Consider the following 21,863-nt stretch of genomic DNA (forward strand, 5'->3'; position numbering starts at 1 on the left):
CGAGGGCGGCCGCGGCGCGGGCGGCCGCCCGGGCTCAGAGCTCGGTGACCTTGCCGTCCGCGACTTCCAGGCGGCGGGTCACCTGGACCGCGTCGAGCATCCGGCGGTCGTGCGTGACGAGGAGCAGGGTGCCCTCGTAGGCCTCCAGGGCGGACTCCAGCTGCTCGATCGCCGGCAGGTCCAGGTGGTTCGTCGGCTCGTCCAGGACCAGCAGGTTCACCCCGCGGCCCTGCAGCAGCGCCAGGGCCGCGCGGGTGCGCTCGCCCGGGGAGAGGGTGGCCGCCGGGCGGGTCACATGGGCCGCCTTGAGGCCGAACTTCGCCAGCAGGGTGCGCACTTCGGCCGGTTCCGTGTCGGGAACCGCCGCGCAGAAGGCCTCCAGCAGCGGCTCATCGCCGAGGAACAGCCCACGGGCCTGGTCGACTTCGCCGACCAGGACGCCCGAGCCGAGGGTGGCGGCGCCGGAGTCCGGGGCCAGGCGGCCGAGGAGCACCGCCAACAGGGTCGACTTTCCGGCCCCGTTGGCGCCGGTGATCGCGACCCGGTCCGCCCAGTCGATCTGCAGGCTGGCCGGGCCGAAGACGAAGTCCCCGCGCTGGACGGCCGCTTCGCGCAGGGTGGCGACCACCGAGCCGGAGCGCGGCGCCGCCGCGATCTCCATGCGCAGCTCCCACTCCTTGCGCGGCTCGTCGACCACTTCGAGCCGCTCGATCGCGCGCTGCGTCTGGCGGGCCTTGGAGGCCTGCTTCTCGCTCGCCTCGCTGCGGAACTTCTTGCCGATCTTGTCGTTGTCGGTGGCCTTGCGGCGGGCGTTCTTGACGCCCTTGTCCATCCAGCCGCGCTGCATCGCGGCCCGGCCCTCCAGCGCGGACCGCTTGTCGGAGTACTCGTCGTACTCCTCGCGGGCGTGGTCGCGGGCCCGCTCGCGCTCCTCCAGATAGGCGTCGTAGCCGCCGCCGTAGAGGTTGATCTGCTGCTGGGCCAGGTCCAGTTCGAGCACCTTGGTGACGGTGCGGGTCAGGAACTCGCGGTCGTGGCTGATGACCACCGTGCCGGCGCGCAGCCCCTTCACGAACTGCTCGAGGCGCTCCAGACCGTCGAGGTCGAGGTCGTTGGTCGGCTCGTCGAGCAGGAAGACGTCGTAGCGGGACAGCAGGAGCGAGGCGAGTCCGGCGCGGGCCGCCTGTCCGCCGGACAGCGCGGTCATCGGCAGGTCGAGGCCGACGGACAGCCCGAGGTCGTCCGCGACCTCCTGGGCCCGCTCGTCGAGGTCGGCGCCGCCGAGGTTCAGCCACCGGTCGAGGGCGTCCGCGTACGCGTCGTCCGCGCCCGCAGTGCCGTCCACGAGGCCCTGCGTCGCCGCGTCGAGCTCGGCCTGCGCGGCGGCCACGCCGGTGCGCCGGGCCAGGAACGCGCGGATCGACTCGCCGGGGCGCCGCTCGGGCTCCTGGGGGAGGTGCCCGACGGCGGCGCCGGGCGGGGACAGGCGCACCTCGCCGGTCTCGGGGGCGTCCAGCCCGGCGAGCATCCGCAGCAGGGTGGACTTCCCGGCGCCGTTGACGCCGACGAGGCCGATCACGTCGCCGGGTGCGACGACGAGGCCGAGATCGGCGAAGAGCGTGCGCTCACCGTGCGCGGCGGTGAGGTTCTTGGCGACGAGGGTTGCAGTCATGATGCCCCGATCCTATCCGCGCCCCGCCCCCGCGGGTTCCGGGGCCGGCGCGCAGCGGCCACCGGCCCGCGCGGTCAGGCACCGCCGAGGCGAAGGGCCGCCCACAGGGCCGTCACCGCGGCGCCGAGGGCCGGGACCGTGGTCAGCAGGCCGAGCCGGGTGAAGCCCCCGAGCGTGACGCCCGCGTACCCGTCCGCGTGCAGGATCCGCCGCCACAGCAGCGTGGCCAGGGACCCCGCGTAGGTCAGGTTCGGACCGATGTTCACCCCGATCAGCACGGCCAGGACGGGCCCCGCGCCGCCCGCGGACACCACCGGGAGCAGCGCGAGCACCGCGGGCAGGTTGTTGATCAGGTTGGCCAGTACGGCGGCGACGGCTGCCGCCGCGAGCAGCGCCGGCAGCGAGTCCCCGGCCGGCGTCACCCGCTCCAGCCCGTCCCCGAGCCCGTGGTCCACGACCGCCCGGACCACCACCCCCAGGGCCAGGACGAACAGGCAGAAGGCCGGCGCCGCCGAGGTGAGGATCCGCACCGGCGTGGTCTCCCGGCGCCGCAGCGCCCGTACGGCCAGGACGAGCGTGCCCGCGAGCGCCGCCCAGGCCGGGCTCGCTCCCGCGAAGGAGGCGAGCGCGAAGCCGGCCAGGGTCAGCGCGAGCACGCCCGCCGCGAACCGGGGCAGCGGCGCCGCCTCCCCGGCCTCGGGCGAGTGCGCGGGCGCGGCGGCCAGCTCGGTCCGGAAGAAACGGCGGAACACCGCGTACTCCACCGCGACCGCCGCCACCCACGGCAGCGCCATCAGCGTCGCGAACCGGGTGAAGGTCAGACCGCTCGCGGCGAAGGCGAGCAGGTTGGTGAGGTTGGAGACGGGCAGCAGGAGCGAGGCCGAATTCGCGAGGTGCGCGGTGGCGTAGACGTGCGGCCGCGGCCCGGCCCCCAGCCGGGCGGCCGTCGCCAGCACCACCGGGGTCAGCAGCACCACCGTCGCGTCGAGGCTCAGCACGGCGGTGACCACCGAGGCCACGCAGAACACCCCGCCGAGCAGCGCCCCGGGCCCGCGCCCCGCGGCGCGCCGGGCCACCGCGGCCCCGGCCGCCCGGAACAGGCCCTCGTCCGCGCAGAGCCGGGCGAGCGCCAGGATCACGGCGAGGAATCCGACCACCGGCAGCAGCTCGCGCAGCTGCGCCCACGCGTCGGCCGCCGGTACGACGCCGAGCGCGACGAGCAGACCGGCCGCGGGCACGGCGGCGGCCGCCTCCGGCAGACCACGCGGGCGGACGACGGCGAAGGCCAGCACCCCGAGCAGCAGGGCGGCGGCCAGGCACGTGGCGGCGAGGCCGTTCAGGGCAGGCTCCGGGGCGGGGAAACAGCGGGTGTCGGGCCCCGGGAGCCCGGGGCCCCGACATGATCGCACCGCGGCCGGGGCGCGGCCGCGCCGGGGCAGGCGGTGGCCGGATAGGTGGGAAGCCCGTCATTGCGGCCATGGCGCCGGGTGTCACACGATGACGTCATGCCACTGCGCAACGTGCTCGTCCTCCTCTACGACGGAGTCCAGAGCCTCGACGTCACGGGGCCGCTGGAGGTGTTCTGCGGCGCCGACCGCCACCCGGGCCCGGCCCGGTACGCGATCCGGACCGTCTCGCCCGGCGGTACGCCGATCCGCACGAGCAGCGGGCTCTCCCTGACCCCGGACGGGGACCTCGAGAGCGAGCGGCCGGGCGCCGGCACCACCCTGCTCGTGCCCGGCGGCCGCTTCTCGGGGGACTTCGACCCCGGGCTCACCGGCTGGCTGCGCGCGTACGGGGGCGGCGCGCAGCGTCTGGTGTCCGTGTGCACCGGGGGACTGCTCCTCGCCGAGGCCGGTCTGCTGGACGGGCGGCGCGCGACGACCCACTGGTACGTGTGCGAGCAGATGGCCCGGGACTATCCGGCCGTCACCGTCGAACCGGATCCGATCTACGTCCGGGACGGGCCGGTGGCCACCTCGGCCGGGGTCACCGCGGGGATCGACCTCGCGCTGGCGCTGGTGGAGGAGGACCACGGGCGGGAGCTCGCCCTGTCGATCGCCCGGCACCTGGTGGTCTTCCTGCGCAGGCCCGGCAACCAGGCACAGTTCAGCGCGCAGCTCGCGGCGCAGACGGCGCGGCGGGAGCCGCTGCGGGACGTGCAGCACTGGATCACCGAGCATCCGGCGGAGGACCTCGGCGTGCAGGCGCTGGCGGCGCGGGCCGCGCTGTCGCCGAGGCACTTCGCGCGCGCCTTCCAGGCGGAGACCGGGGTGACGCCGGGGCGTTACGTGGAGCGGGTGCGGGTGGAGCACGCGCGGCGGCTGCTGGAGGAGGGCGTCGAGGGCGTCGCCCAGATCTCGCGGGCGTGCGGCTACGGAAACCCGGAGGCCCTGCGCCGGGCCTTCGTCAGAACACTGGGCCAGTCGCCGGCCGAGTACCGCCGGAGGTTCGGCGTGCCCCGCTAGTGCCGCGCTGGTGCCGCGTCGGGACCGGCCGCTCGTCCGGTGTGCTCGGAGTGCTCGGTGTGCTCCGTGTGCCGCGTTTCCGGCTTGCCGTCCGCCGCTCCGGGGAACCCCTGTCCGTCCCCTTGTCCTTCTCTCCGTCCCACGACGCACCCCGGGCCACCGCCCGGGGTCCGGGGGCCGGGTCCACGGCCCGGTCCCTCCCGACCACGCTCCGGAGGAGCCATGCAGATCGCCGTACTGCTCTACGACGGATTCACCGCCCTCGACGCCATCGGGCCCTTCGACACCCTCGGCCGGCTCCAGGGGGCCGAGATCGTCTTCGTCTCCGAACGGCCGGGGCCCGTGCGGACCGACAACGGCTCGCTCGCGCTCGTCGCGGACAAGGGGCTCGACGAGGTGACGCGGCCGGACGTCGTCATCGTGCCCGGGGGCCCGGCCTCCGACGCGCAGATGAAGAACCCCGTCGTCCTCGACTGGCTGCGGACCGTCGACGCCACCACCACCTGGACCACCTCGGTCTGCACCGGCTCCACGCTGCTCGCCGCCGCCGGCCTGCTCGAAGGGCGCCGGGCCACCAGCCACTGGCTGTACCTGGACCGGCTGCCCCCGTTCGGAGCGGAGCCCACCGGGGAGCGGGTCGTCTTCGACGGGAAGTACGTGACCGCCGCCGGGGTGTCCTCGGGGATCGACATGGGGCTCGCGCTGCTCGGCCGCATCGCCGGGGACGAGTACGCGCAGACCGTGCAGCTGATGACCGAGTACGATCCGCAGCCGCCCTACGACGCGGGCTCTCCGGAGAAGGCGCCGGCCGAAATCGTCGCGCGGCTGCGCGAGTTCACCCCCCGGGCGGAGTCCAGGTGAAGGAGGGCGGGCGCCGCTCCAGGAACGCGGCGACACCCTCCGCGATGTCGCCGCTCCCGGCGGCCTGAGCCGCCCAGTACGCGTCCCGGTCCGTGCGGCCGTCCGCGAACTCCTTCGCCGAAGCCTGGGTGAGCTGCGAGCGGGTGACCAGGATCCGGGTGAACTCCGCGACCCGCTTGGCCAGTTCACCGGGCGCCAGCAGCTCGTCCAGGAGGCCCGTGCGCAACGCCCGGTCGGCGTCTATCAACTCGGCCGAGAAGAGCAGGTACTTGGCGGCCGAAGGGCCCACCAGTGCGGCGAGCCGCCGGGTGGACGAGGCCGGGTACACGATGCCCAGCTTCGCCGGCGTCACGCCGAAGGAGGCGCCTTCCTCCGCGAAGCGCAGGTCGCAGGCGGCCGCCAGCTGGCTGCCGCCGCCCACGCAGAAGCCGCGGATCGCCGCGAGCGTGGGTTTGGGGAAGGCGGCCAGGGCCTCCTCCGCCGCGACGGCCAGGGCCTGCGGGTCGTCGTCCCCGGCGAGGGAGGAGATGTCCGCCCCCGCGCAGAAGGTTTCGCCGGCCCCGGTCAGGACCAGCACCCGTACGGCGGGGTCGGCCGCGAGTTCCGCCAGCAGCCCCGGCAGCCCCCGCCACATCGCCGCCGTCATGGCGTTGCGCTTGGCGGGATGGGAGATCACGACGGTGGCGACGCCGTCGGCGACCGAGGAGAGGAGGGCTGCGCCCGGGGCTGCGTCCATGCGCCGGATGCTATCCCGGACCGGCAAACCTATGATCAAGAGATCCAGAGGAGCAGGGGAGTCCGTCGGGGGGTGCGAAAGGTGGCGCGTTGATGGGCGCAGACCGTACCGGGCCCGCGGACCGCACAGGTCCCCAGGGTCAGGGCGAGAAGAAGAAGGTCAGCCGCGGCTTCGGGGTGATGGCCCTGCTCGGAGTGCTGCTGGTGCTCGCCGGGCTCCTGGGCCTCGTCTACACCGCCTTCGCCACCCTGACCACGATGTTCCTCTTCGGCTGGCTCCTGCTGGCCGGCGGGGTGGTGGGCCTGCTGCAGGCCTTCCAGTCCCGCAAGAGCAATTACTTCTGGCTCGCCGTCATCGTCGCCGCGATCAACATCGCGGCCGGTTTCGTGATCCTGCGCCGCCCGGAGGCGAGCGCCGAGGCGCTCACCATGTTCGCCGCGCTGCTGTTCCTCACCGGCGGGGTGTTCCGGCTGGTGGGCGGCCTCGTGGTGCGCGGTACGCATTTCGGGCTGACCTTGGTGCAGGGCGCCTTCGGCATCCTGCTGGGCCTGCTGATCCTCTCCAACTGGCCCGGCAACAGTCTGTACGTGATCGGAACCTTCTTCTCCCTCGCCCTGCTGTTCGACGGTCTGAGCCTGATCGCGGTGGGCCTGGGCGCGCGCCGCATCCTGGGTCTGGTCAGGGACGACGGGGAGCCGGTGGCTGCGGGCTCGGCGACGGGGGAGAGGGGCACGATGCGCCAGACGGCCGAGAAGCACCGGCCGGAAGATCAGGAACCGACCAACAACTGACTCCGTCATACGCCAACGGTCAAAAGGTGTCCGATTGACGCTGACTTCTGGTCAGCGGTCCGGTCCGCACCGGTCCGGTCCCCACTCTGGACGCGTGGAGACGATCGAGCGCGAAGACGGGGGCCGGAAGATGGATGTCAGCGGGAGCGTCCCGCCAGTCATGGGGGGCGAGCCGGAGGGCGCGGCAGCTCCCCTCGCTTACGAGGGAGTGTGGAGATTCACGGCTCCCGCAGTAGAAGAATCCGTTCCGCAGGCACGTCGTGCGGTCCGTGACCTGCTCGGCCGCCAGGGGGTGCCGGCCGACCGGGACCTGGTCTACTCCCTGCTGCTGATCGTCTCCGAACTGGTGACGAACTCGGTCCGGCACGCGGCCCTGCTCTCCCCGGAGGTCGCGGTGGAGGTCGCCATCGGCCGGGAGTGGGTGCGGGTGGCCGTCGAGGACAACCACCCCTACCGGCCCAAGGCTCTGGAGGCCGATTTCGGCCAGACCGGCGGCCGGGGCCTGCTCCTCGTCCGGGAGGTCACGCGGGAGGCCGGCGGGGTCTGCGACGTCGAGCACACCTCGACGGGCGGCAAGGTGATCTGGGCGGCCCTGCCGCTCGTCGCACCCGCCGCCTGCGCCCCGCCGGTTCCGGCGGTCTGAACCCCGTACGCCCGCTCCCGCTCCCCGCGGGTACGGGGTCCGGATCGACGGGGCACGGGGTACGCGGGGCCGGGCTACCAGCCCGCCGCGTCGCCCGTCAGCTCGCGGATCGCGGGCCGGGCCGCGTCCAGCACCGTCATGAACCACGCCGAGAACGGATCCTCCGCGTGCCGCTCGGCCAGCTCCCCGGCGGTCACGAAGGCGGTGTCCCCGATCTCCTCCGGATCCGGCCGCGGCGTCGACTGCGCGAGTCCCACGAACAGGTGGTTGAACTCCTGCTCGACCAGCCCCGACGCGGGGTCCGGGTGGTTGTAGCGCACCGTCCCCGCCTCGGCGAGCAGCGAGGGCGAGAGCCCCAGCTCCTCGTGGGTCCGCCGGGCGGCGGCCGCGAACGGCGACTCTCCGGGGTAGGGGTGACCGCAACACGTGTTCGACCAGACTCCGGGGGAGTGGTACTTCCCGAGGGCGCGCCGCTGGAGCAGCAGCCGGCCCTTCTCGTCGAAGAGGAACACGGAGAACGCGCGGTGCAGCTGACCGGGCGCCTGGTGGGCGGAGAGTTTCTCCGCCGTGCCGATGGTGTTGCCTGACTCGTCGACCAGTTCGAGCATGATCGGTTCTTGAGCGCCGGTGCCGGTGGTCGCGCCGTTCGCGGCGGTGGCTGGTGTGGTCGGCATACCCATCCTTCGCTTCGGACTTCGGCCTTCAGTCTGCCGTACGGAAGGGGTTTGTCCCCACTTCGGCGATCCGAGCATGTCTGCCCCCCGTCGCGTGATAAGCGACGGGGGGCAGAGCGCCCGGCGGAGGCCGGGCGTCAGACGCCGAAGGGGGCCGGGTAGGAGACCGTGCCCCGCGGGAGCGGCGCCGAGTCGTCCAGCACCAGCGCCATCATCGCTTCGTCCGGCACGTCGAAGGGCGCCCGGATCCCGAAGCGCGAAGCCGGTACGAAGCCGAAGCGCGCGTAGTACGACGGATGCCCGAGGACGAGCACCAGCGCCTCGCCGCCCTCCGCCGCCGCCGCGAGCAGCGCGCGCACGACCGCGCTGCCGGCGCCCGAGCGCTGGAGCGCGGGAGCTGTGGACACCGGGGCGAGCGCGAGCGCGGGAGCCCCGTCCACCCGGCACCGGGTCAGCAGGGCGTGCGCCGCGACCGACCCGTCCGGGCCCTCGGCCACGTAGGAGAGGCCGGGCAGCCAGGAGCCGTCCGCCCGCAGCGCGTCCACCAGGTCCGCCTCGGCGGGCGTCCCGAAGGCCGCCGCGTGCAGCGCGTGCACGGCGGCCGCGTCCGCCCCGGTCTCCGGCCGGGTGGGCCAGGGGCCCGCGTCGCCGGCCGTTACCGGGCGCAGGACGTAGGCGGTGTACCCGTACTCGTGCCCGTACCGCTCCCGTACGTCGATCTCCTCGCGCACGAAGGCCAGCGCGGCCGCGGCCTGCGGTCCGGCGGGCTCCGGGGCGGCGGCAGCCCGCTCGCCGAGCGGGCCGTAGTAGGCCGCCCAGTCGGAGTCGGGCTGGCGGTGGACGGCGAGCACCCGGTACCCGGCCGCCTGGACGGCGGCGAGGTTGCGGGCGGTGGAGCGCAGCGCGTAGTGCGGGTCCCAGAAGGCGCGGACCCCGGCGGAGGGGTCCGGGACGGTCCACTCGCACTCGCTCAGGACGAGGGTGCCGCCGGGAGCGAGGAGCGGCTTCCACCGGGTGAGCGCCGCGGCGAAGCCGATGTTGTAGGCGGAACCCTCGGCCCAGACGAGGTCGAAGGAACCATCCGGATAGGGGAGCTCGCCCATGTCCGCCTTGACGGCGCGGACGCGGCCGGCCAGCCCGCGTGCCGCGGCGGCGGCGCGGAGCTCGTCGAGGAAGCCGTCGTACAGGTCGACGGCGGTGACCTCGGGGGCGGCACCCGGCCCGCCCGCCTCGGCGGCGAGCAGCAGGGCGCTGGCACCCGGTCCGCAGCCCAGGTCGAGGACGCGCGGCCGCTCGGGCAGCGGTCCGCACAGGGAGAGGAGGCGGCGGGTGGTCGCCCCGGAGCCGGGGGACTGCCGGGGCAGCCCTCGGTGCAGCTCCATGAAGGCGTCGAAGAAGGAGGTGTCGTCGGTGCTGGAGTTGGTCTCGGTGCTGCCGTTGGTTTCGGTGGTACCGGTGGTGTCGGTCAACGTGAACCCTTGAACGGGGGCTCCGGCCGGACCGTGGCCCGCCCGCCCGCCGGTCCTGGACGCGGGGCGGGACCGGTGGGATCAGGCCGGGCCGGATGCCCGGGAGGAAGTGGGGACGTACCGGAGTTCGTCGCCGCCCATGGCCGCGACCTCTGCGACGGTCATCAACCCACCTCTTCCTCGTTCGGCCTGATACCGCACGATATGCAACGTATTGACGGCACTCGTACGCGTCTGCGAGCACCCTAGCACCGGGGCGGTTTGAGTCCCCCGGAGTTCTCGTCAATGATGATCGCGACAGGACCCCCGGCCCTGGATTCCTTGGCTCATCGGGGCGCAAACGGGTGGTGAATCCCAGCTTCCGTTCATCCGATAGCCTCTGCCGACGTGCCGCTGCCCCCCTGGGCGCGCGTTCCGTGTTACCGCAAGGAGTGAGTTCGTCTGCCGACCGTCATCCTTACCGGCCCGCCGGTGCCCGGATCACCGCTCGCCGACGAGCTGAGCTCCCTCGGCTTCGACGTCCGCCCCGCCGCCACCCCGCGGGAGACCGCCGCCGCACTGGCCCTCGTACCCGCCGACCAGCGGGTGGCCGTCGTGGACAGCGCCTTCGTGGGGCACACGCACGCGCTCCGGCTCGCGCTGACCGACCCGCGGTTCGAGGCCTGCGCCGTCACCGGCGCCTTCGCCGTCCAGCCGGGCGCCCGCGCGGCCCTCGACCGGGCCGCCGAGGAGGTCCTCGACCGGGTCTCCGGCCAGGCGCCCGACCGGGCTTCCGGCCGGGCCGCGGGCCGGGCCGCCGAGCCCCCCGGCGCGTCCGCCGGCCCCGAACCGGACCGGCTCGCCGCCGCCGTCGAGGCCGCCGGCACGGCCGTCCAGCGCCCGGACCTGGGCACCCTCGTGGCCGCCGTCCCCGCGACCGCCGCCGAGCGCGCGGCCGCGACCGCCGCCGTCGCCGCCGTGGACGGCGAGGCCGTGCGGCTGCGCACCGCCGTGAAGTCCCGCGACGGGTTCTTCACCACCTTCTTCATCAGCCCGTACTCGCGCTACATCGCCCGCTGGTGCGCGCGCCGCGGCCTGACCCCGAACCAGATCACCACCGCCTCCCTGATCACCGCGCTGATAGCGGCCGGGTGCGCCGCCACCGGCGAGCGCGGGGGCTACGTCGCGGCCGGTGTGCTGCTCCTCGTCTCCTTCGTGCTGGACTGCGTGGACGGGCAGGTGGCCCGCTACGCGCTCCAGTACTCGACGATGGGCGCCTGGCTCGACGCGACCTTCGACCGCGCCAAGGAGTACTCCTTCTACGCGGGCCTCGCGCTCGGCGCGGCGCGCGACGGCGACGACGTCTGGGCCCTCGCGCTCGGCGCGATGATCCTGATGACCTGCCGCCACGTCGTGGACTTCTCCTTCAACGAGGCCAACCACGACGCCACGGCGAATACGAGTCCCACGGCAGCCCTGTCCGACAAGCTGGACAGCGTCGGCTGGACGGTGTGGGTACGACGGATGATCATCCTTCCGATCGGCGAGCGCTGGGCCATGATCGCGGTGCTGACCGCCGTGGCCACCCCCCGGATCGTCTTCTACGCCCTCCTCGTCGGCTGCGCCTTCGGCGCGCTCTACACCACCGCCGGCCGGGTCCTGCGCTCGCTGACCCGCAAGGCCACCCGCACCGACCGGGCCGCCCGGGCGCTCGCGGACCTCACCGACTCGGGTCCCGTCGCCGAGCTGGTCAGCGGGGCACTGATCCGCGTCCGGGCCAAGTCGCCGGGTGCCCTCGGGCTCGCGGTGCTGGCCTCGGCGCAGCTCCTCTTCGGCGCCTGGCAGCTCCCCTTCGGCAGCTGGACCTTCGTCGTCGCGGCCGGGATCTACGCCTTCTTCGCCGGCGGCGCCGTCATGGCTCCCCTCAAGGGCGCCCTCGACTGGCTCGTGCCGCCCGTCTTCCGGGCCGCCGAGTACACGACCGTCCTGATCCTCGCCGCCAAGGCGGACGTCCCCGGGGCCCTTCCGGCGGCATTCGGACTGGTCGCGGCGGTCGCCTACCATCACTACGACACGGTGTACCGCATCCGCGGTGGCACCGGCGCGCCTCCGCGCTGGCTGGTGCGGACGGCCGGCGGGCACGAGGGCCGGGTGCTGCTGACCGCGGTCCTGGCCGCCGTCCTGGCGTCGCGCGCCAACGACTTCCCCGTCGCGCTCACGGCCCTGGCCGTGTTCGTGGCACTGGTGGTGCTCGTGGAGAGCATCCGCTTCTGGGTTTCCTCCGGGGCACCCGCCGTACATGACGAAGGAGAACCAGCATGATCGGCCTCGTCCTCGCTGCCGGTGCCGGACGCCGCCTGCGTCCCTACACCGACACCCTGCCCAAGGCCCTCGTGCCCGTCGGCCCCGAAGGCGACGAGGCGAGCATCACGGTCCTCGACCTGACGCTCGGCAACTTCGCCGAGGTCGGCCTCACCGAGGTCGCCATCGTCGTCGGCTACCGCAAGGAAGCCGTGTACGAGCGCCGGGAGGCCCTGGAGGCCAAGTACGGCGTCAAGATCACGCTGATCGACAACGACAAGGCCGAGGAGTGGAACAACGCCTACTCCCTGTGGTGCGCCCGTGACGTCCTGAAGCAGGGCGTGATCCTCGCCAACGGCGACACCGTCCACCCCGTCTCCGTCGAGAAGACCCTGCTCGCCGCCCGCGGCGAGGGCCAGAAGATCATCCTCGCCCTCGACACGGTCAAGCAGCTGGCCGACGAGGAGATGAAGGTCATCACCGACGGCGAGAAGGGCGTTCAGCGGATCACCAAGCTGATGGACCCCGCGACCGCGACCGGCGAGTACATCGGCGTCACCCTGATCGAGCCGGAGGCCGCCGAGGCGCTGGCCGAGGCGCTGAAGACCACCTTCGAGCGCGACCCCGACCTCTACTACGAGGACGGCTACCAGCAGCTCGTCAACGACGGCTTCACCATCGACGTGGCTCCCATCGGCGACGTCAAGTGGGTCGAGATCGACAACCACGACGACCTCGCCAAGGGCCGGACGATCGCATGCCTGTACTGACGCGGCTGATCCCCTCGCCTGTTGTCGTCGACATCAGCCGAGGGGCGATGGACGATCTGGCCGGCCTCCTGGCCGACCAGCGCATCTCCGCGTCCGGCAAGCTCGCCATCGCGATCAGCGGGGGCTCCGGCCAGGTGCTGCGCACCAAGCTGGAGCCCGTCCTGCCGCACGCGGACTGGTACCCGGTCGTGGACGGCACCATCGACTCAGCGGTCAAGCTGGCCGACGACATAAAGGGCCGTCGCTACGACGCCGTCGTCGGCCTGGGCGGCGGAAAGATCATCGACGTGGCGAAGTACGCCGCGGCGCGGGTCGGGCTGCCCATGGTGGCCGTCGCCACCAACCTGTCCCACGACGGCATCTGCTCGCCGGTGTCCATCCTGGACAACGACAACGGGCGGGGCTCCTACGGCGTCCCCATGCCGATCGCGATGGTCATCGACCTCGATGTCATCAAGGAGGCCCCGGCACGGTTCGTCCGCGCCGGCATCGGCGACGCGATCTCGAACATCTCGGCCATCGCCGACTGGGAACTCTCGCACCGCCTCAACGGCGAGCCCGTCGACGGCCTGGCCGCCGCCATGGCCCGCACCGCCGGCGAGTCCGTACTGCGCCACCCCGGCGGGGTCGGCGACGACGCGTTCCTCACCGTGCTGTCCGAAGCGCTCGTCCTCTCCGGCATCGCCATGTCGATCAGCGGGGACACCCGCCCGTCGTCCGGCGCCTGCCACGAGATCAGCCACGCCTTCGACCTGCTCTACCCCGGGCGCTCCGCGCTCCACGGCGAGCAGGTGGGCCTCGGCGCGGCCTTCGCCATGCACCTGCGCGGCGCCGCCGAGCACTCCGGGCTCTTCGTCCGGGTCCTGCGCCGCCACGGACTGCCCGTGCTGCCCGAAGAGATCGGGTTCAGCGTGGACGAGTTCGTCGCGGCCGTCGAGTACGCCCCCCAGACCCGTCCGGGACGTTTCACGATCCTGGAGCACCTCAACTTGTCCGCAGCCGAGATCAGGGACGCTTACGCCGACTATGCCAAGACCATCCGTAGCTGAACTGAGGCCCGTCGTGCACCCGGCGGGCGTGAAGGACCGGGTCAGCGGCGAGCACTGGGGCGGGCGCCTCTACATGCGCGAGATCTCCCTGCGCATCACCCGCTACCTGGTCACCACCAAGGTCACGCCGAACCAGCTGACCTACCTGATGACCCTCGCCGGAGTCCTCGCCCTCCCGGCGCTGCTGGTGCCGGGCGTCCTCGGTGCCGTCCTCGGCGTCGTGGCGGTCCAGATGTACCTGCTGCTCGACTGCGTCGACGGCGAGGTCGCCCGCTGGAAGAGGCAGTTCTCGCTCTCCGGCGTGTACCTGGACCGGGTCGGCGCCTACCTCTGCGACGCGGCGGTCCTGGTCGGCTTCGGCCTGCGCGCCGCCGACCTGTGGGGCCCCGGTGGCGTCGACTGGCTGTGGGCCTTCCTGGGCACCCTGGCCGCGCTCGGCGCCATCCTGATCAAGGCCGAGACCGACCTGGTCGGCGTCGCCCGCCACCAGGCCGGCAAGCCCGTGGTCAAGGACGCGGCCGCCGAGCCGCGCGCGAAGGGCATGGCGTTCGCCCGCCGGGCCGCCGCCGCGCTCAAGTTCCACCGCCTGATCCTCGGCATCGAGGCCTCGATGCTCATCCTGGTGCTGGCCATCGTGGACGAGGTCCAGGGCGACCTGTACTGGTCCCGCGTCGGGGTCGCCGTACTGGCCGGCATCGCGATGCTCCAGACCGTGCTGCACCTGGTGTCGATCCTGGCCTCCAGCAGGCTCAAGTGACGACGCCGATGCGGCTGGGCGCCGTCATCATCACCATGGGCAACCGGCCCGACGAGCTCAAGGCGCTCCTCGACTCGGTGGCCCGGCAGGACGGCGACCCGGTCGAGGTCGCGGTGGTGGGCCAGGGAGTGCGGCTCACCGGGCTGCCCGAGGGCGTGCGCGCCGTCGAGCTGCCCGAGAACCTGGGCATCCCGGGCGGGCGCAACGTCGGCATCGAGGCCTTCGGCCCCGGCGGCCGCGAGGTGGACGCCCTGCTCTTCCTCGACGACGACGGGCTCCTGGAGCGCGCCGACACCGCCGAGCTGTGCCGGCAGGCCTTCGCGGAGGACCCGGAGCTCGGGATCGTCAGTTTCCGGATCGCCGATCCGGACACCGGCGAGACCCAGCGCCGGCACGTACCGCGGCTGCGCGCCTCCGACCCCCTGCGCTCCTCGCGCGTGACCACCTTCCTGGGCGGCGCCAACGCCGTCCGCACGAAGGTGTTCGAGCAGGTCGGAGACCTGCCGGGGGAGTTCTTCTACGCCCACGAGGAGACCGATCTGGCCTGGCGGGCGCTCGACGCCGGCTGGCAGATCGACTACCGCGCGGACATGGTGCTGCTGCATCCCACGACGGCGCCCTCCCGGCACGCGGTCTATCACCGTATGGTGGCCCGCAACCGGGTGTGGCTGGCCCGCCGCAACCTCCCCGCTCCGCTGGTCCCCGTCTACGTGGGCGTCTGGCTCCTGCTGACGCTCCTGCGCAGGCCGTCCGCGCCGGCGCTCAAGGCCTGGTTCGGCGGGTTCAAGGAGGGGTGGACCACCTCCTGTGGTCCCCGGCGCCCCATGAAGTGGCGTACGGTCTGGCGACTGACCCGGCTGGGCCGACCGCCTGTCATCTGACCCGCTCGCGTCTGAGAACATGGCGCGATCACGATCCGAGTGCCTCAGGCCCGATGCCACCTTCTGCCGCATCATGAAGACGGAAAGTTTCATCTTGTGAGTGACACAACCCAGGACGGCGCCCTCGCCACGAGCAAGTCGCCGTCCGACGACGCGGGGCTGAGCCCCGCGGAGCTCGCCAGGAAGTACGGCCTGTCCGTCAGCGGCGCCCGGCCGGGTCTGGCCGAATACGTGCGCCAGCTGTGGGACCGGCGCCACTTCATCATCGCCTTCTCCCGGGCGAAGCTGGTGGCGCAGTACAGCCAGGCGAAGCTCGGCCAGATCTGGCAGGTGGCGACCCCACTGCTCAACGCGCTGGTCTACTACCTGATCTTCGGCCTGATCCTGGATGCCGGCCGCGGCATCGACAAGGACGCCTACATCCCCTTCCTGGTGATCGGCGTCTTCGTCTTCACCTTCACGCAGAGTTCGCTGATGGCGGGTGTCCGGGCGATCCCGGGCAACATCGGCCTGGTCCGCGCGCTGCACTTCCCGCGCGCCTCCCTGCCGATCTCCTTCTCGCTGCAGCAGCTCCAGCAGCTGCTGTTCTCGATGATCGTCGTGTTCGTGGTCACGATCGCCTTCGGGAACTACCCCAGCGCGTCCTGGCTCCTGGTGATCCCGGCGCTGATCCTCCAGTTCGCCTTCAACACCGGTCTCGCGCTGATCTTCGGGCGGATGGGTTCCAAGACCCCCGACCTCGCCCAGCTCATGCCGTTCGTGACGCGTACGTGGATGTACGCCTCCGGCGTCATGTTCTCGATCAGCGAGATGCTCAAGGGCAAGCCCGAGTGGATCGCGGACGTGCTGCAGTGGAACCCGGCCGCGATCTACATGGACCTGGTCCGCTTCGCGCTCATCGACTCGTACGGCCGCGAGAACCTGCCGCCGCACGTCTGGGCCTTCGCCGTCGGCTGGGCCGTGCTGATCGGTCTCGGCGGCTTCGTGTACTTCTGGAAGGCTGAGGAGCGTTACGGCCGTGGCTGAGAACAACCGGGGGCACGTCCCCACCGTCATCGCCGACGACGTGCACATCGTCTACCGCGTCAACACCGGCAGCTCGGGCAAGGGCAGTGCCACGGCGGCGCTGAGCAAGATAGTCCGCCGGGGCAAGGGGGACGCACCGGGTGTCCGGCGCGTCCACGCCGTGCGCGGGGTCTCCTTCACGGCGTACCGCGGCGAGGCCATCGGAGTCATCGGCTCCAACGGCTCGGGCAAGTCGACGCTGCTGCGCGCCATCGCCGGGCTGCTGCCCTGCGAGGCGGGCAAGGTCTACACGGACGGCCAGCCCTCGCTGCTGGGCGTGAACGCGGCGCTGATGAACGACCTCACCGGCGAGCGCAACGTGGTCCTCGGCGGTCTCGCGATGGGCATGAGCCGCGAGCAGATCAAGGAGCGGTACGAGAGCATCGTCGACTTCTCGGGCATCAACGAGAAGGGTGACTTCATCTCGCTGCCGATGCGCACCTACTCCTCCGGCATGGCGGCGCGCCTGCGTTTCTCCATCGCCGCGGCGAAGGACCACGACGTCCTGATGATCGACGAGGCGCTGGCCACCGGCGACCGGAAGTTCCAGGTGCGTTCCGAGGAGCGCATCCGGGAACTGCGCAAGAGCGCCGGAACCGTTTTCCTGGTGAGCCACAACAACAAGTCCATCCGCGACACCTGTGACCGGGTGCTGTGGCTGGAGCGCGGCGAACTCCTGATGGACGGCCCCACCGAGGAAGTCGTCCAGGCCTACGAGAAGGCCACCAGCTGACCGATCTTCACCGGCGGCCCCCGCAGCGTCGAGCGGCGGGGGCCGCCGCATGCCCGGCGCGCCCCTCGCGGGGCGACATCAGCGGGGAACCGAATACCCGTCGAGCCGTCGCGGCGTTGTACAGCGTAAGCTGGGCCAGTCCCCAATCGCGGGCAAGAGGGGACGTTTCACCACAGGTGAATAGCCTGAGTCGACCCGGGGGGAAATCCGGGGCGTGTCCGAAATAGGATGTATTGGGTCGGCAGTGTAGAACGGGAGATGTGACGGCAATGGCTACGGGAATTCTCCGGCCCCCAGGCACGACGGCCGTTCCCGCCACGGGCGGCGGGTGGTGACCCGGGCGCACGGCGCCGGCCCCCGGCCGCACGCGGCCGCCATCGCCCCCGTCCTCGCGGACATCCGCGGAGCCGAGGCGAGCGCCACCCTCGGCAAGGCCCGCGACGAGAACTTCCCCGTCGCCCCCGTCTTCCTGCCCCGCGCCTGGCGCGAGGGCCTGCAAGCGGTCTACGGCTATGCCCGCCTGGTGGACGACATCGGCGACGGCGATCTCGCCCCCGGCGGCCGCGACGCCGTCCTGCTCGGCCTCGACCCGGCCGCCGCGGACGACCGGCTCGCCATGCTCGACGCCTTCGAGGCCGACCTGCACCGCGTCTTCGGCGGCACCGACGGCCCCCCGCGCCACCCCCTGATGCTGGCCCTGCAGCCCGTCGTGCGGAGCCACGCGCTCAGCGTCGAGCCCTTCCTCGGGCTCATCGAGGCCAACCGCCAGGACCAGCGGATCACGCGCTACGCGACGTACGGGGACCTCCTCGGCTACTGCGAGCTCTCCGCGAACCCGGTCGGCCGCCTCGTCCTCGAACTCACCGGCACCAGCACCCCCGAGCGGATCCGCCGCTCCGACGCGATCTGCACCGCCCTGCAGATCGCCGAACACCTCCAGGACGTCGCGGAGGACCTCGGCCGGGACCGGATCTACCTCCCGGGCGAGGACATGCACCGGTTCCGCGTGAGCGAGACCGATCTCGCCGCCCCGTCCGCCGGAGCGTCCGTACGCTCCCTGATCGCCTTCGAGACCGAGCGCGCCCGGGACCTCCTGAACGAGGGCACACCGCTCGTCGGCAGTGTCCACGGAAGGCTCCGGCTGCTGCTCGCCGGCTTCGTCGGAGGCGGACGTGCCGCCCTGCGCGCCGTCACCGCCGCCGGCTTCGACGTACTTCCCGGCCCGCCCAAGCCCACCAGGAGCGGCCTGCTCCGCGAGGTGGCCGCCGTACTGCGCACAGCGCCGAGAAAGGGGTGAGCCCGACCGTGGAGGGCCCCACACACGCGTCCGCACCCGGCGCTCCGTCCGCAATGTCCGCACCGGTCTCTGCGGCCTACAGCTACTGCGAGGCCGTCACCGGCGCGCAGGCGCGCAACTTCGCCTACGGCATCCGGCTCCTGCCCGTGGAGAAGCGGCAGGCCATGTCGGCGCTCTACGCCCTCTCCCGGCGGGTCGACGACATCGGCGACGGTGCGCTGCCGCCCGAGGTCAAGCTGGTCCGGCTCGAGGAGACCCGCACCCTGCTCGACCGGATCCGCGCCGGGAAGATCGACGAGGACGACACCGACCCGGTCGCCGTCGCCCTCGCCCACGCCGCCCGCCGCTTCCCGATCCCGCTCGAAGGGCTCGACGAACTCATCGACGGCGTCCTGATGGACGTGCGCGGCCAGGAGTACGAGACCTGGGAGGACCTCAAGGTCTACTGCCGCTGCGTGGCCGGGGCCATCGGCCGGCTCTCGCTCGGCGTGTTCGGCACCGCCCCGGGGGCGCACGACGCGGCCCGCGCCGGGGAGTACGCCGACACCCTCGGCCTCGCGCTGCAACTCACCAACATCCTCCGGGACGTGACCGAGGACGCGGCCAACGGGCGCACCTACCTGCCCGCCGAGGACCTCGCCAAGTTCGGCTGCTCGGAGGGGTTCCGCAGCGAGCGGATGCCCGCCGGAGCCGACTTCGCCGGGCTCGTCCACCACGAAGTCCGGCGCGCGCGGGCCCTGTTCGTCGAGGGCTACCGGCTGCTGCCCATGCTCGACCGGCGCAGCGGCGCCTGTGTCGCCGCCATGGCCGGCATCTACCGGCGCCTCCTCGACCGCATCGAGCGCGAGCCCGAGGCCGTGCTCCGCGGCCGCGTCTCGCTGCCGCCGCACGAGAAGGCGTACGTGGCCGTCCGCGGGCTGTCCGGACTCGACGCGCGGACCATCTCACGCCAGAGCACCAGGCGGCGGCTCTGATGCCCGCGGCCGGCCGGCCGAACGGGCCGGACACGGCCGCGCGGCGCACCGGAGCAACCCCCCGCGCGGCCACCGCGTCCTTCGCGGTGACACCTGTCGCGGTGACCGAGGAGGAGGACGGATGACCGCCAACCACGCCGTGGTCGTCGGCGGCGGACTCGCGGGCGTCACCACCGCGCTGGAACTCGCCGACGCGGGGCTGCGGGTGACCCTGCTGGAAGGCCGGCCCCGGCTCGGCGGCCTCGCCTTCTCCTTCAAGCGCGGCGACCTCACCGTGGACAACGGCCAGCACGTCTACCTGCGCTGCTGCACCGCCTACCGGTGGTTCCTCGACCGGATCGACGCCGCCGCCCTGGCGCCCCTCCAGGACCGCCTCGACGTGCCCGTGCTCGACGTGGCCCACCCCGGCGGACCGCGCCTGGGCCGGCTGCGCCGCAGCGTCCTGCCCGTCCCCCTGCACCTGGCCGGCTCGCTGGCCCGCTACCCGCACCTCTCGCTCGCCGAACGGGCGAGCGTCGGACGCGCCGCCCTCGCCCTGCGCCGCCTCGACCCCGCCGACCCGGCGCTCGACGGCCTGGACTTCGCGACCTGGCTCGGCCGCTACGGGCAGTCCCCGCGCACCATCGAAGCGCTGTGGGACCTCGTCGGCATCGCCACCCTCAACGCCACCGCCGAGCAGTCCTCGCTGGGCCTGGCCGCCATGGTCTTCAAGACCGGCCTGCTCTCCGAGAACGGCGCGGCCGACATCGGCTGGGCCCGCGTACCCCTGGGCGACCTGCACGACACCCTCGCCCGCAAGGCCCTCGACGCGGCCGGCGTACGGACCGCACTGCGCACCCGGGTCACCGACATCTCCCGTACCGCGGAAGGCGGCTGGCGGGTCGGCACGGAAGGCGAATCCCTCGACGCCGCCGTCGTGGTCCTCGCCGTGCCCCAGCGCGAGGCGCACGGCCTGCTGCCCGCCGGCGCCCTCGCCGACCCCGACAAGCTCCTGGACATCGGCACCGCGCCGATCCTCAACGTGCACGTCGTCTACGACCGCAAGGTGCTCAAGGCGCCGTTCTTCGCGGCCCTCGGCTCCCCGGTCCAGTGGGTCTTCGACCGCACCGACTCCTCCGGACTCCCCGACGGCGGCCAGTACCTGGCCCTGTCCCAGTCCGTCGCCCACGAGGACATCGACGAACCCGTCTCGGTGCTGCGCGGGAAGTACCTGCCCGAACTGGAACGGCTGCTCCCCGCCGCGCGCGGCGCCAAGGTACGGGACTTCTTCGTCACCCGGGAGCGCACCGCGACCTTCGCCCCCACCCCCGGCGTCGGACGCCTGCGCCCCGGCGCGCGGACCGACACGCCGGGGTTCTACCTCGCCGGTGCATGGACCGCGACCGGTTGGCCCGCGACCATGGAGAGCGCCGTCCGCAGCGGACTGAGCGCGGCTCATGCCGCACTCACCATGCTGGGCCGCCACCGCGAACACCCCTTGCAGGAGGCGGTATGACCACGACCGGCACCACCGTGGCCGACAGCACCGGCCACACAGCAGCACGCAGCACCGCGACACGCGGCACCGCAGCACGCACCGCCGTACGTACAGGAACCAGAGGAGAACCAGTGAATCCGGGGAATCCGGCCGTCGAGTACACGGACGCCAGTACGGGCCCGGCCGGCGGGGAGAAGGCGGACACGCTCGCCCTCCTCGAGCGCGGCCGCACGCTCTCGACGCCCGTGCTCCGCGCCGCCGTGGACCGGCTCGCCGCGCCCATGGACACCGTCGCCGCCTACCACTTCGGCTGGATCGACGCACTGGGCAACCCGGCGGACGGCGACGGCGGCAAGGCCGTCCGCCCCGCCCTCGCGCTGCTCTCCGCCGAAGCCGCGGGCGCCGCGGCCGAGGTGGGCATCCCGGGGGCCGTCGCGGTCGAGCTCGTGCACAACTTCTCGCTGCTCCACGACGACCTGATGGACGGCGACGAGCAGCGCCGCCACCGCGACACGGTGTGGAAGGTCCACGGACCGGCCCTCGCGATCCTCGTCGGCGACGCGCTCTTCGCCCTCGCCAACGAGGTGCTCCTGGAGCTGGGGACCGTCGAGGCCGGCCGGGCCGCCCGCCGGCTGACCACCGCCAGCCGCAAGCTCATCGACGGCCAGGCGCAGGACATCTCCTACGAGCACCGCGAGCGCGTCAGCGTCGAGGAATGCCTGGAGATGGAGGGCAACAAGACCGGCGCCCTGCTCGCCTGTGCCGTCTCCATCGGCGCCGTGCTCGGCGGCGCGGACGACCGCACGGCCGACAAGCTGGAGGAGTACGGCTACCACCTCGGCCTCGCCTTCCAGGCCGTCGACGACCTCCTCGGCATCTGGGGCGACCCGGAGTCCACCGGCAAGCAGACCTGGAGCGACCTGCGCCAGCGCAAGAAGTCGCTGCCCGTCGTCGCCGCCCTCGCGGCCGGCGGACCGGCCTGCGAGGAGCTGGCCGAACTGCTCGCGGCCGACGCCAAGAGCAACGACTTCGAGAACTTCTCCGAGGAGGAGTTCGCGGCCCGCGCCGCGCTCATCGAGGCCGCCGGCGGCCGCCAGTGGACCGCCGACGAGGCACGCCGCCAGCACGCCGTCGCGATCAAGGCCCTCGACGACGTGGACATGGACCAGCGGGTGCGTGAGCAGCTGGTGGCCCTCGCCGACTTCGTCGTCGTGCGCAAGAGGTGACCGCCACCCGCTCGCAGATATGAATCGCGAGTCGCCGGCC

At 72.9% G+C, this 21,863-nt stretch carries 20 protein-coding genes; 15 read left to right on the forward strand and 5 right to left on the reverse strand.

Going from position 1 to position 21,863, the window contains the following annotated elements; all coding sequences use genetic code 11:
• Positions 1–34: 34 nt before the first annotated feature.
• Both ACWF9Z_RS16350 and ACWF9Z_RS16355 read right to left on the reverse strand, forming a co-directional pair.
• Positions 35–1,672 carry an ABC-F family ATP-binding cassette domain-containing protein gene (locus tag ACWF9Z_RS16350; protein WP_453602658.1) on the reverse strand — a complete coding sequence of 546 codons (1,638 nt, stop codon included), beginning with the start codon at positions 1,670–1,672 and terminating at the stop codon, positions 35–37.
• Between the two features lie 74 nt (positions 1,673–1,746).
• A complete protein-coding gene (locus tag ACWF9Z_RS16355; protein ID WP_453602709.1) occupies positions 1,747–3,012 on the reverse strand; it encodes an SLC13 family permease in 1,266 nt (421 codons plus the stop codon).
• A gap of 165 nt (positions 3,013–3,177) precedes the next feature.
• Here ACWF9Z_RS16355 and ACWF9Z_RS16360 point away from each other — a divergent pair, with 165 nt between their 5' ends.
• Entirely contained in the window at positions 3,178–4,140 is a 963-nt protein-coding gene (locus ACWF9Z_RS16360) for a GlxA family transcriptional regulator (protein WP_453602660.1), read from the forward strand.
• Between the two features lie 222 nt (positions 4,141–4,362).
• Positions 4,363–5,001, forward strand: coding sequence for a DJ-1/PfpI family protein (locus tag ACWF9Z_RS16365; RefSeq protein ID WP_453602662.1), 639 nt, complete (start codon positions 4,363–4,365; stop codon positions 4,999–5,001).
• Here ACWF9Z_RS16365 and ACWF9Z_RS16370 read toward each other — a convergent pair.
• On the reverse strand, positions 4,976–5,737 hold the full coding sequence (locus ACWF9Z_RS16370) for an enoyl-CoA hydratase/isomerase family protein (RefSeq protein ID WP_453602664.1): 762 nt from the start codon (positions 5,735–5,737) through the stop codon (positions 4,976–4,978). The genes ACWF9Z_RS16365 and ACWF9Z_RS16370 overlap by 26 nt on opposite strands.
• Before the next feature lie 179 nt (positions 5,738–5,916).
• On the opposite strand from ACWF9Z_RS16370, the gene ACWF9Z_RS16375 reads away from it, so the two are divergent.
• Together ACWF9Z_RS16375 and ACWF9Z_RS16380 are read left to right on the forward strand one after the other, a co-directional pair.
• Positions 5,917–6,528, forward strand: a complete 612-nt coding sequence (locus tag ACWF9Z_RS16375; RefSeq protein ID WP_453602710.1) for an HdeD family acid-resistance protein — start codon at positions 5,917–5,919, stop codon at positions 6,526–6,528.
• 130 nt (positions 6,529–6,658) lie between these two features.
• Complete coding sequence (locus ACWF9Z_RS16380) at positions 6,659–7,171, forward strand: ATP-binding protein (protein WP_453602712.1); 513 nt, start codon at positions 6,659–6,661, stop codon at positions 7,169–7,171.
• A gap of 74 nt (positions 7,172–7,245) precedes the next feature.
• Here the strand turns inward: ACWF9Z_RS16380 and idi are convergent, their stop codons facing one another.
• The gene (gene idi, locus ACWF9Z_RS16385; protein WP_453602666.1) at positions 7,246–7,845 is read right to left on the reverse strand and encodes an isopentenyl-diphosphate Delta-isomerase; all 600 of its coding nucleotides are present in this window, start codon (positions 7,843–7,845) and stop codon (positions 7,246–7,248) included.
• 137 nt (positions 7,846–7,982) lie between these two features.
• A complete protein-coding gene (locus ACWF9Z_RS16390; protein WP_453602714.1) occupies positions 7,983–9,227 on the reverse strand; it encodes a methyltransferase domain-containing protein in 1,245 nt (414 codons plus the stop codon).
• Between the two features lie 528 nt (positions 9,228–9,755).
• On the opposite strand from ACWF9Z_RS16390, the gene ACWF9Z_RS16395 reads away from it, so the two are divergent.
• The 11 genes from ACWF9Z_RS16395 to ACWF9Z_RS16445 all read left to right on the forward strand — a co-directional run bounded on the left by ACWF9Z_RS16395 (position 9,756) and on the right by ACWF9Z_RS16445 (position 21,823).
• Positions 9,756–11,615 (forward strand): DUF5941 domain-containing protein, encoded by a 1,860-nt coding sequence (locus ACWF9Z_RS16395; RefSeq protein WP_453602716.1) that lies wholly within the window; start codon positions 9,756–9,758, stop codon positions 11,613–11,615.
• Positions 11,612–12,364 carry a phosphocholine cytidylyltransferase family protein gene (locus tag ACWF9Z_RS16400; protein ID WP_453602668.1) on the forward strand — a complete coding sequence of 251 codons (753 nt, stop codon included), beginning with the start codon at positions 11,612–11,614 and terminating at the stop codon, positions 12,362–12,364. The genes ACWF9Z_RS16395 and ACWF9Z_RS16400 overlap by 4 nt, the downstream gene beginning before the upstream one ends.
• A complete protein-coding gene (locus ACWF9Z_RS16405; protein ID WP_453602670.1) occupies positions 12,352–13,413 on the forward strand; it encodes an iron-containing alcohol dehydrogenase family protein in 1,062 nt (353 codons plus the stop codon). Before ACWF9Z_RS16400 ends, ACWF9Z_RS16405 begins: the two co-directional genes overlap by 13 nt.
• Positions 13,391–14,170, forward strand: a complete 780-nt coding sequence (locus ACWF9Z_RS16410; RefSeq protein WP_453602672.1) for a CDP-alcohol phosphatidyltransferase family protein — start codon at positions 13,391–13,393, stop codon at positions 14,168–14,170. Before ACWF9Z_RS16405 ends, ACWF9Z_RS16410 begins: the two co-directional genes overlap by 23 nt.
• A gap of 8 nt (positions 14,171–14,178) precedes the next feature.
• Positions 14,179–15,051 (forward strand): glycosyltransferase family 2 protein, encoded by an 873-nt coding sequence (locus tag ACWF9Z_RS16415; protein ID WP_453602718.1) that lies wholly within the window; start codon positions 14,179–14,181, stop codon positions 15,049–15,051.
• A gap of 96 nt (positions 15,052–15,147) precedes the next feature.
• Positions 15,148–16,077, forward strand: a complete 930-nt coding sequence (locus ACWF9Z_RS16420; protein WP_453602674.1) for an ABC transporter permease — start codon at positions 15,148–15,150, stop codon at positions 16,075–16,077.
• Positions 16,070–16,849, forward strand: a complete 780-nt coding sequence (locus ACWF9Z_RS16425) for an ABC transporter ATP-binding protein (RefSeq protein ID WP_453602675.1) — start codon at positions 16,070–16,072, stop codon at positions 16,847–16,849. The genes ACWF9Z_RS16420 and ACWF9Z_RS16425 overlap by 8 nt, the downstream gene beginning before the upstream one ends.
• Positions 16,850–17,225: 376 nt before the next feature.
• On the forward strand, positions 17,226–18,146 hold the full coding sequence (gene hpnC, locus ACWF9Z_RS16430; protein WP_453602720.1) for a squalene synthase HpnC: 921 nt from the start codon (positions 17,226–17,228) through the stop codon (positions 18,144–18,146).
• Positions 18,147–18,199: 53 nt separating this feature from the next.
• A complete protein-coding gene (hpnD, locus tag ACWF9Z_RS16435) occupies positions 18,200–19,120 on the forward strand; it encodes a presqualene diphosphate synthase HpnD (RefSeq protein ID WP_453602677.1) in 921 nt (306 codons plus the stop codon).
• A gap of 121 nt (positions 19,121–19,241) precedes the next feature.
• Positions 19,242–20,615 carry a hydroxysqualene dehydroxylase HpnE gene (gene hpnE / locus ACWF9Z_RS16440; protein ID WP_453602679.1) on the forward strand — a complete coding sequence of 458 codons (1,374 nt, stop codon included), beginning with the start codon at positions 19,242–19,244 and terminating at the stop codon, positions 20,613–20,615.
• A 113-nt stretch (positions 20,616–20,728) separates the two neighbouring features.
• Positions 20,729–21,823 carry a polyprenyl synthetase family protein gene (locus tag ACWF9Z_RS16445; protein WP_453602681.1) on the forward strand — a complete coding sequence of 365 codons (1,095 nt, stop codon included), beginning with the start codon at positions 20,729–20,731 and terminating at the stop codon, positions 21,821–21,823.
• The last annotated feature ends 40 nt before the right edge of the window (positions 21,824–21,863 follow it).

The organism is Streptomyces sp. NPDC054961 (assembly GCF_053609145.1).

Coding starts and splice junctions, on each gene's coding strand:
- idi (WP_453602666.1), bottom strand. CDS start 7,845: ATGCCGACCACACCAGCCACCGCCGCGAACGGCGCGACCACCGGCACC.
- ACWF9Z_RS16390 (WP_453602714.1), bottom strand. CDS start 9,227: ATGGAGCTGCACCGAGGGCTGCCCCGGCAGTCCCCCGGCTCCGGGGCG.
- ACWF9Z_RS16365 (WP_453602662.1), top strand. CDS start 4,363: ATGCAGATCGCCGTACTGCTCTACGACGGATTCACCGCCCTCGACGCC.
- ACWF9Z_RS16415 (WP_453602718.1), top strand. CDS start 14,179: ATGCGGCTGGGCGCCGTCATCATCACCATGGGCAACCGGCCCGACGAG.
- ACWF9Z_RS16360 (WP_453602660.1), top strand. CDS start 3,178: ATGCCACTGCGCAACGTGCTCGTCCTCCTCTACGACGGAGTCCAGAGC.
- ACWF9Z_RS16410 (WP_453602672.1), top strand. CDS start 13,391: ATGCCAAGACCATCCGTAGCTGAACTGAGGCCCGTCGTGCACCCGGCG.
- hpnD (WP_453602677.1), top strand. CDS start 18,200: ATGTCCGCACCGGTCTCTGCGGCCTACAGCTACTGCGAGGCCGTCACC.
- ACWF9Z_RS16405 (WP_453602670.1), top strand. CDS start 12,352: ATGCCTGTACTGACGCGGCTGATCCCCTCGCCTGTTGTCGTCGACATC.
- ACWF9Z_RS16400 (WP_453602668.1), top strand. CDS start 11,612: ATGATCGGCCTCGTCCTCGCTGCCGGTGCCGGACGCCGCCTGCGTCCC.
- ACWF9Z_RS16375 (WP_453602710.1), top strand. CDS start 5,917: ATGGCCCTGCTCGGAGTGCTGCTGGTGCTCGCCGGGCTCCTGGGCCTC.
- ACWF9Z_RS16370 (WP_453602664.1), bottom strand. CDS start 5,737: ATGGACGCAGCCCCGGGCGCAGCCCTCCTCTCCTCGGTCGCCGACGGC.
- ACWF9Z_RS16380 (WP_453602712.1), top strand. CDS start 6,659: ATGGATGTCAGCGGGAGCGTCCCGCCAGTCATGGGGGGCGAGCCGGAG.
- ACWF9Z_RS16350 (WP_453602658.1), bottom strand. CDS start 1,672: ATGACTGCAACCCTCGTCGCCAAGAACCTCACCGCCGCGCACGGTGAG.
- hpnE (WP_453602679.1), top strand. CDS start 19,242: ATGACCGCCAACCACGCCGTGGTCGTCGGCGGCGGACTCGCGGGCGTC.